The sequence below is a fragment of the Senimuribacter intestinalis genome, from assembly GCF_943192965.1.
GTDB lineage: Bacteria > Bacillota > Clostridia > Peptostreptococcales > Anaerovoracaceae > Senimuribacter > Senimuribacter intestinalis.
The window spans coordinates 1-7,023 of the sequence record NZ_CALPCF010000028.1; the positions used below are offsets into that span (position 1 = coordinate 1).

The window sequence follows — 7,023 nt, forward strand, 5'->3', positions numbered from 1 at the left end:
TTTCCTTCCCACTGCCACGCTTCTACCTCTACAGGCTTTTTTCTGTATTTCATTATTCTACCTCCTAGAACGGGACGTCCTCATCAATTGCCTGGAACGAATCCAGAATCTCTTCTGGTAACGGTGCTTCTGACTGCCTATTGTCCTCTCTCGCAGAGTTTCTGCCGCCGGTCGACTGATTGTTTGCATACTCCAAAAACTCCACTCTATCGGCAATTACGTCCGTTGTGTAAACAGTGACGCCGTCTTTGTTCTGATAGCTTCCGGTCTGGATTCTACCCTGAACGCCAACCAGTCTGCCCTTTGCTAAGTACTTCTCGCAGTTCTCTGCCTGCTTGCCGAAAACGGTCACGCGAGGAAAATCTGTCTGCTTCTCGCCGCCTGCTCTTACAGGTCTGTCAATAGCAACGGTAAATGTTGCAACTGCCATCTGTGTGCTTGCGGTATATCTGACTTCCGGGTCACGGGTAAGTCTTCCGATTAGAACTACACTATTCATTCCATTTCCTCCTTTAGCCATTCCAAATGTCTTCTGTAATACGTTTTAAAATTTTGAATCTCATTTTCCGCAATGGTGTTTATTGTTTTATAAACATCTTCTACCGTCTCACAACCTTTGGCAAAATTGCATTTTGATTGCAAGAAATATGTAATCGTTGACTTTAACGCCATATCTTCCGGTGTCTCAGTTTCTCCAAGTAATCCGTTTAACTGTTCATATCGTTTCATCGTTACTTATTCTCCATCTTTAATTTTGCAATTTCCGCTGCTAGTCTGTATGCTTGTCCAAACTCGTTATCCCCATGCCTCTCATTAACTTTGTCCAAAAAATCCTGCAGCGTACCCCAAAAGCAGCCACATCTTACGCCAATATATCCAGTACAGGTTTTAAAAAACGTAGTTATATCTTGTCTACTACCGATTGGTCCAATTGTAAAAATATCATTTTCTCCGGAAACCTGAGCATCTCCGCAAACCCGAGCATCTCCGTAAACCCGAGCATCTCCGCAAACCTGAGCATTTCCGTAAATCCAAGCATCTCCGTAAACCCGAGCATCTCCGTAAACCTGAGCATTTCCGGAAACCTGAGCATCTCCGCAAACCCGAGCATCTCCGTAAACCTGAGCATCTCCGTAAACCTGAGCATCTCCGTAAACCTGAGCATCTCCGTAAACCTGAGCATTTCCGTAAACCTGAGCATTTCCGTAAATCCAAGCATCTCCGGAAACCCGAGCATCTCCGCAAACCTGAGCATCTCCGGAAACCAGAGCATCTCCGCAAACCTGAGCATTTCCGGAAACCTGAGCATCTCCGCAAACCCGAGCATCTCCGTAAACCTGAGCATTTCCGTAAACCTGAGCATTTCCGGAAATCCAAGCATCTCCGGAATGAGATAAATTATTTTCAGACTCGATGTAGCCTCCAATTTCATTCGCTTTTACTTTTCCAAAGTCTATAAGCGCTCTAATCCGTTTCAGATTATGTCCATCGATTTGTATTACTTCACCTATAAATTCGTATTTTTTCATTTCTCCCTCTTTTCTTCCCAGTTTGGGCAATCTGTAGTAACTCCTAATTTTTTCTTACTTACCGTGTTCTTTTTCTTGGTGCATAAGTACACGTTTTCATGGTATTTTTCTAAGTGTTTGCATTCTCCACAGATTCTCATATCACCACACCCTTTCCAATCCCATCTGCCTGATATCTGCATAAACAGACAGCACTTCTGTTTTTACATCGTCTTCCAGCTCTTCTGCTGCCGCCGGAACATCGTCAAGATTACAAAGCAGAGCCCCAATCGGTCGTATTATCGCAAACGTACCTGCTTGCAGACCATAACACGTTGCTTCTACCAGTTCGCTCTGTACGATATAGATGTCTCCGTAGTTGGCTAATTCTTTATCCAGGTTCTTTTTCCTGTTAAATCTTCTTGGCTTCCAGATCATTTCCTGTCTCACATTCTCGGTACAACTTTATCCAGTCGTCTAACCGCATTGTTACTAGTGTTTCGCAATAGTTTTTCCTGTGGAATACTGCCGGAAGTTCACTCTCTCGGCAGTCTCTTACTGCCTGTGCCATAGCGTCGTAGATGTTCAGTCGCTCCACGTGCTTTGCTTCAATATGGATTCCCGGCAGCCCTACTACATCAGCGTCACCGTTCGCTCCGCAGTACTGTTGCCCTCTCCGGCAGTCGTATCCGTAACCTTTAAGAGTTTTGGCAAGTTCTCGCTCAAATCTTGCCCCTTTATTCCTGCTGTTCAAGTCTGTCACCTACCATCGTTTTAAGCTTTTTAGCATCTTTTCTAGCCATTCTGCGGATTCTCTTTAAGATTACCGGCTTAACATCGCCTTGTGCATTTACATATACAATTTGTCCGACTTTTGGCAGCTGTTTATTTTCAGGAACTCGCCAGCTATATTCCTTGCCGCCAACCTCATGCACTGCGTCAATTACGTATACAAGTTTCTCGTCCTCAATTCTCTTTATCTGCCTATTCAATTTTGCATTGTATTTCCCCTCAAAACATTCAGGTGATACATGAAGTAATTCTCTTAACTGGTCTATCATCACCTGCACATCTACTAACTCATCTACAATATTCCAAAATGCGTTATAAATTTCAAAGCCATATTCCGCCCTATCGTACTTACTGATAGCCTGCATGAGTTCGCCCAGTTCTTCCATCAGCTGTATTTTCTGCTTGCCATACCCGTAGTAGTTAGTAATCTGCTTAATTCTTTCGTCCATGTTATTTCCTCCTTAGACTTTCTTTTCTGTGATCTGCTCCGACCATTCTTACACCTTTACACATTTCCATTAGCCTCGATACGGTTGCTTCTCCCACCGCCTTTTCAAGGTCTGATATAGTCTCATTCGTTGTGATGATAACCGGCAGACAGTGTTCATATCTCATGTTTACAATCCTGTAAAGGACTGCGTTAGACCATTCGCTTGTCCTTTCTTTTCCTAAATCGTCAATCACCAGTAAAGGGATTTCGTTTAGCCGCTTTACTTCGTCCTCTTTTTCTTTACCGCTGAACCCAGCTTTCAGACTTTCAAGAAAATCAACATAGCTGACAAACTTGACCGGCACCTTATGCACCCCGATAATGTGATTCGTTATCGCCGCTGCAAGGTGGGTTTTTCCTGTTCCAGGATTCCCGGTAAACAACAACCCCTCGCCATGATTTTCCGGGAAATTCGTAGCATAATCTAATGCCGTCTGATAAGCTGCGTTAAAGGCGTTTCCATCAAAGTTCCGAAAGGTTCTATCCGCAAACCGCCGCCCCAAATCGCACTCTGTAAGCATGCGTTCTGCCCTGCGTTCCTCCGCTTCCAGTTCAATATCAATTGCCTCAAGCTGGTCTATTAAGTCCTGCAACCTGCCGAAACTTTCCTCAGTCAGAGAAGAACTTTGAATAGTCGTAATCTCCGCTTGTATCCGCTCCCTGCGCTCTCTCATCTGCGTGATATCCAGAATCATGTCCTTGTTCCTTTCTGTTATCATAATTGCCTTCCTGCACCTTTAACATGTTGTTCTCGTTTATCAGCCAGTCAAAGTTCGCTTTCCATTTGGTATTTCGCCCGGAAAGGAAATCACTTGCTTCTGCTTTCTTGAACACTTCTATAAAATCGGCTGGTCGGAACTTACTTTCAAATCTAGCGTGTAGTGCCATTTTCCTTTTCGATGATAAGATGGTGCATTTGGGCAGCGAATGACAAATCCGGTTATATGCGTCTACCACAGTCTGATAATCTGACGTATATATATCTTCTTTATCATTCTTTACATTCTTATCATTCTTGTCTGTTTCCGTTTGCTTTCCATTTGTTTTCCGCTTGTTTTCCGTTTCTTTTTTACTTTCGGGGTCTAGGCACTGGTATTTCTCCCAGTTTTCAACGGTCGCAACAGAAAATTTGTTTTCCGATTTTATGCTTATCATGCCGAATTCACAAAGCGTTCTCAAATTCCGGTAAAGTGTCGTTTTGGGGATTTGAAGTTCTTGCGAAGCCTTTATCAGACCGAACACAAACTGTCCTTTTTGCAGCTGTACTTTTCTAAGCCCCACTATCGTTTCAGTATCACGGTGATTCGCTCTGCAGAGACACCAAATCCAAATTTTCAGCAACTTTTCATTTTGGAAAATGGGAGATTTTATCAGCTTCCTATAGAGTTTGATATATCCTTCCATCAGCCATCACCCCACATTGATTTCAAGCGTGCCAGTTCGTACGGCGGCAAGGTCTCTATGCCTTGCTCCTTGCACTCGTTAACAACAGAGTCTATCAACCTTGCCATTTCCTTTGTGTTATATGTACTGCTGCCGTAGTAGCATTTAACATTGTGATAACCGGGCGTATTCCTACACTCTCCCAAATCATCACATACCCAGCCAATGCCTTTACTTCCCCATACCGCTATCCATCGTGCCATTGCGTCCGCTCTAATAGGGATAATCTCGAACACTCCATTGTCTTTTAATTGCTCCCTATAAATTTCAATATCTGATTTGTTAAGCCTCTCTCCTAATTTCCCTATCAGCACCCATAAATAGGCGTTTGCATCAAGCGACCGCCTGCGCCTTTTCGGCTTAATAGAGATGTCATAATCTTTCTTTGGGTCAATGATGTTAATCTCCTGCAAAAGTCTTTCTATGGCTTTGTTTTGCCCCCTCTCGCAAGAGATAACGATGTTGGTATGATACGGCAAGACTTCCATTCTTACATCTTTAATCAGTTTCATAAATGTAGTTCCTTCCGAATATTCGCACGAACTCTTCTCTGCTATGGATTTCTTCAAACACCATCTGACCGTGTCTACGCAGCGACCGCATAAGTTCAGCGTTATGGTGCACACCGTGCGGCGGCTCGTTGTGGCAGTTGTGGCAAAGTCTTACCATCAAACCGTACTTTTCAGAGTTCTTTTTGTTGGCAGCTCCAAAGATGTGATGCCATTCTAGCATTCTTGGACTGCCACATATCATGCAGCAATCTGTATCTTTTTGCATAACACTTTTATACCTTTGGTAGCGTGATTTTGACATACCCAGACCTTCCTTTCTTAACCTTGTCCACCATGTATGGTTCTATCAATTCCGGATGGAATTCTTCAAATTTTTTCAGGTCAAATTCTCTAACCGTCTTATCCTCGCCGTCCGGTACAAGAGTTATTTTTGTACCGTTAGGTGTTGTCCACGACTTAATGTTGTAGGTTTCCATCGCTTGCTTTAACTCTGCTTTAGCCGCTTTGCACTGCATTTCAATGTCCTTGTACGCTGCCAGCTGTTCTTCTAATCGGCATACAATCTGCGCATTGACAATTACCGGAAAGGGTTGTAAATCTTCCTCCATCATGAACGGATTTTCTTTCAATGCTTCAAGGTCACTCCAAAAATTTTGACACGCTATATTTATGTCAGTGAGCAAATCCTTGTAATCGTTCAGATTTACTAAAAACAATTTTAGGCGGTCAGCGTCAAACTCTTCATCGAAGTCTTCCGGTCGTTCATATACGGCAAGAAATCCTTCCATTGCCCCGACCATTCTCATACCGGTTAAAAGCTGCACGAGATACTTTTTATATCCACTTATGTTGTCGTGAATCTGCGACGTTGTTTTAATTTCAAGCGCTACTCCACTTTCTCTGTCAAGTCCGTCATAATGGTAACGCATGAATCCATTTTCTTCTTTGTCTTCAATAAAACTGCAGCCAAGCAGCGTATTGACGTATTCTCTGATTTTCGGCTCCATCACATTTCCATACTCGGTGTAAGCGTTTCCTGCAAAATCGTTTTTGGCAATTCCAGCCTTTTCCTGCAGCAGCTGCCACCTTGTCTTAAATGGGGATAATCCCATGATAATAGGTACGTCAGAACCACCTATGTATTTATCTCTGTCTTTTGTAACGTCTTGCATGTTATCCCTCCATATCCTTTAGTATTTCTGCAAAGCGTTCTTCTGTTGTGTCTTTCGTAATTCCATAATCCTTCATTAGTTCTTTGAGCGGGATACCTCTTTCATTTGCAAGAATGATGACCTTTTCTCTAAATGTAATCTTGTTCGGGTCTTTCGGTTCAGTCTTTGTCATCGTCTTTGCCGCTCTCTGTGTCCGCTCTGTTCTGTGTTCGTTTGTGTCTGCGTCTTTTGTGTCATCAATCAAGAAGAGTCCGTTTAGGGCATATTTTCTTGCGTATGATGATGCCGTTCCTGTGATTTGGCTATCGTCCATACCCTTTTTGTCAAGCGACTCCCTAGCAAAGGCTGTGACCGCCACTGATTCACCGTTATCAGTCACAATCGTCGCAGTTGCTTTTACGTAATACCTTTCTCCGACCTGTACGATGTCATCGGACAAAGTTAAAGTGCAACTATGTGCTTGCAGTAATGGCTTTACTGCCTCTAAAATATCCTCGCAAGAGCGATAATTATATTTACCAAAGCTGTTATATTGCCCCTTTGGAGCTTTTAACTCCTCTTGAATTTTCAGCAAGTTACCTAACATTCTTTATCCTCCACATTCAAATCCTCCGGATTCATCTTTTCAACGATTGCTTCAACTTTCTGCTCTTCATCGTTCCTTGTGCAAGGTATGCCATGCCTTATTGCATTTTCAACAAACACCAGTGCACTTGCCATATCGTTAAAACAAAACTCAATATCATCATATCCCTGTTTCAAAGTAATTTTATACATTTCCTATTCCTCCATATCCAAGTATTCCGATATGCCGTAAAGCACATCTTTAAATGTCAATTTTAACGAATTCGATAACTCATTCACCGCCCCATCTATTTCTTTAAAGCAGTGTTCACAGAGTTTTTTGTCCGGTGCGGTATTTTCTCCGCACATCACACATTTACCAGCTTCTAAATACACCTCTTCGCCACAGTCCGGGCAGTGGTAGGTAACTATCTTCTCAAATCCTCCAACGTTCAGGTTGGGAATGTCGTATGTAACCATTTCTTGCGGTTCTACCGCTTTTTTGCAGTTTTCACACCAAAGCATTACATCACCTCTTCCAT

General features: G+C 42.9%; 14 protein-coding genes. All 14 read right to left on the reverse strand.

What is annotated here, in order from left to right:
* Positions 1-64 precede the first annotated feature (64 nt).
* Positions 65-499: a single-stranded DNA-binding protein gene (locus NFR88_RS14865; protein WP_251617234.1), complete on the reverse strand. Its 435-nt coding sequence runs from the start codon at positions 497-499 to the stop codon at positions 65-67.
* Positions 496-729 (reverse strand): hypothetical protein, encoded by a 234-nt coding sequence (locus tag NFR88_RS14870; RefSeq protein ID WP_251617239.1) that lies wholly within the window; start codon positions 727-729, stop codon positions 496-498. The genes NFR88_RS14865 and NFR88_RS14870 overlap by 4 nt, the downstream gene beginning before the upstream one ends.
* Positions 730-731: 2 nt before the next feature.
* Complete coding sequence (locus NFR88_RS14875; protein ID WP_251617241.1) at positions 732-1,529, reverse strand: bactofilin family protein; 798 nt, start codon at positions 1,527-1,529, stop codon at positions 732-734.
* Between the two features lie 141 nt (positions 1,530-1,670).
* Positions 1,671-1,946, reverse strand: coding sequence for a hypothetical protein (locus tag NFR88_RS14880; RefSeq protein ID WP_251617244.1), 276 nt, complete (start codon positions 1,944-1,946; stop codon positions 1,671-1,673).
* A complete protein-coding gene (locus NFR88_RS14885) occupies positions 1,921-2,262 on the reverse strand; it encodes a putative PDDEXK endonuclease (protein WP_251617247.1) in 342 nt (113 codons plus the stop codon). The genes NFR88_RS14880 and NFR88_RS14885 overlap by 26 nt, the downstream gene beginning before the upstream one ends.
* Positions 2,246-2,749, reverse strand: a complete 504-nt coding sequence (locus NFR88_RS14890) for a DUF5839 family protein (RefSeq protein ID WP_251617250.1) — start codon at positions 2,747-2,749, stop codon at positions 2,246-2,248. The genes NFR88_RS14885 and NFR88_RS14890 overlap by 17 nt, the downstream gene beginning before the upstream one ends.
* 1 nt (position 2,750) lies before the next feature.
* Positions 2,751-3,509: an ATP-binding protein gene (locus tag NFR88_RS14895; protein WP_251617253.1), complete on the reverse strand. Its 759-nt coding sequence runs from the start codon at positions 3,507-3,509 to the stop codon at positions 2,751-2,753.
* Positions 3,400-3,945: a hypothetical protein gene (locus tag NFR88_RS14900; RefSeq protein WP_251617256.1), complete on the reverse strand. Its 546-nt coding sequence runs from the start codon at positions 3,943-3,945 to the stop codon at positions 3,400-3,402. Before NFR88_RS14900 ends, NFR88_RS14895 begins: the two co-directional genes overlap by 110 nt.
* A gap of 248 nt (positions 3,946-4,193) precedes the next feature.
* Positions 4,194-4,745: a recombination protein NinB gene (locus NFR88_RS14905; RefSeq protein WP_251617259.1), complete on the reverse strand. Its 552-nt coding sequence runs from the start codon at positions 4,743-4,745 to the stop codon at positions 4,194-4,196.
* Positions 4,732-4,965: a hypothetical protein gene (locus NFR88_RS14910; RefSeq protein WP_251617262.1), complete on the reverse strand. Its 234-nt coding sequence runs from the start codon at positions 4,963-4,965 to the stop codon at positions 4,732-4,734. Before NFR88_RS14910 ends, NFR88_RS14905 begins: the two co-directional genes overlap by 14 nt.
* 52 nt (positions 4,966-5,017) lie before the next feature.
* Positions 5,018-5,917, reverse strand: coding sequence for a YqaJ viral recombinase family protein (locus tag NFR88_RS14915; RefSeq protein WP_251617265.1), 900 nt, complete (start codon positions 5,915-5,917; stop codon positions 5,018-5,020).
* A 1-nt stretch (position 5,918) separates the two neighbouring features.
* Complete coding sequence (locus NFR88_RS14920) at positions 5,919-6,503, reverse strand: ERF family protein (RefSeq protein ID WP_251617268.1); 585 nt, start codon at positions 6,501-6,503, stop codon at positions 5,919-5,921.
* Positions 6,497-6,694 (reverse strand): hypothetical protein, encoded by a 198-nt coding sequence (locus NFR88_RS14925; protein ID WP_251617271.1) that lies wholly within the window; start codon positions 6,692-6,694, stop codon positions 6,497-6,499. Before NFR88_RS14925 ends, NFR88_RS14920 begins: the two co-directional genes overlap by 7 nt.
* 3 nt (positions 6,695-6,697) lie before the next feature.
* Positions 6,698-7,023 (reverse strand): hypothetical protein (locus NFR88_RS14930; RefSeq protein WP_465250592.1); only part of this gene is annotated, 326 nt, incomplete at its 5' end.

Bases quoted from the DNA above. Each gene is read 5' to 3' on its own strand.
- NFR88_RS14865 (WP_251617234.1), bottom strand. From the start codon at position 499: ATGAATAGTGTAGTTCTAATCGGAAGACTTACCCGTGACCCGGAAGTC.
- NFR88_RS14870 (WP_251617239.1), bottom strand. From the start codon at position 729: ATGAAACGATATGAACAGTTAAACGGATTACTTGGAGAAACTGAGACA.
- NFR88_RS14890 (WP_251617250.1), bottom strand. From the start codon at position 2,749: ATGGACGAAAGAATTAAGCAGATTACTAACTACTACGGGTATGGCAAG.
- NFR88_RS14915 (WP_251617265.1), bottom strand. From the start codon at position 5,917: ATGCAAGACGTTACAAAAGACAGAGATAAATACATAGGTGGTTCTGAC.
- NFR88_RS14880 (WP_251617244.1), bottom strand. From the start codon at position 1,946: ATGATCTGGAAGCCAAGAAGATTTAACAGGAAAAAGAACCTGGATAAA.
- NFR88_RS14910 (WP_251617262.1), bottom strand. From the start codon at position 4,965: ATGCTAGAATGGCATCACATCTTTGGAGCTGCCAACAAAAAGAACTCT.
- NFR88_RS14900 (WP_251617256.1), bottom strand. From the start codon at position 3,945: ATGATAAGCATAAAATCGGAAAACAAATTTTCTGTTGCGACCGTTGAA.
- NFR88_RS14895 (WP_251617253.1), bottom strand. From the start codon at position 3,509: ATGATAACAGAAAGGAACAAGGACATGATTCTGGATATCACGCAGATG.
- NFR88_RS14925 (WP_251617271.1), bottom strand. From the start codon at position 6,694: ATGTATAAAATTACTTTGAAACAGGGATATGATGATATTGAGTTTTGT.
- NFR88_RS14920 (WP_251617268.1), bottom strand. From the start codon at position 6,503: ATGTTAGGTAACTTGCTGAAAATTCAAGAGGAGTTAAAAGCTCCAAAG.
- NFR88_RS14905 (WP_251617259.1), bottom strand. From the start codon at position 4,745: ATGAAACTGATTAAAGATGTAAGAATGGAAGTCTTGCCGTATCATACC.
- NFR88_RS14875 (WP_251617241.1), bottom strand. From the start codon at position 1,529: ATGAAAAAATACGAATTTATAGGTGAAGTAATACAAATCGATGGACAT.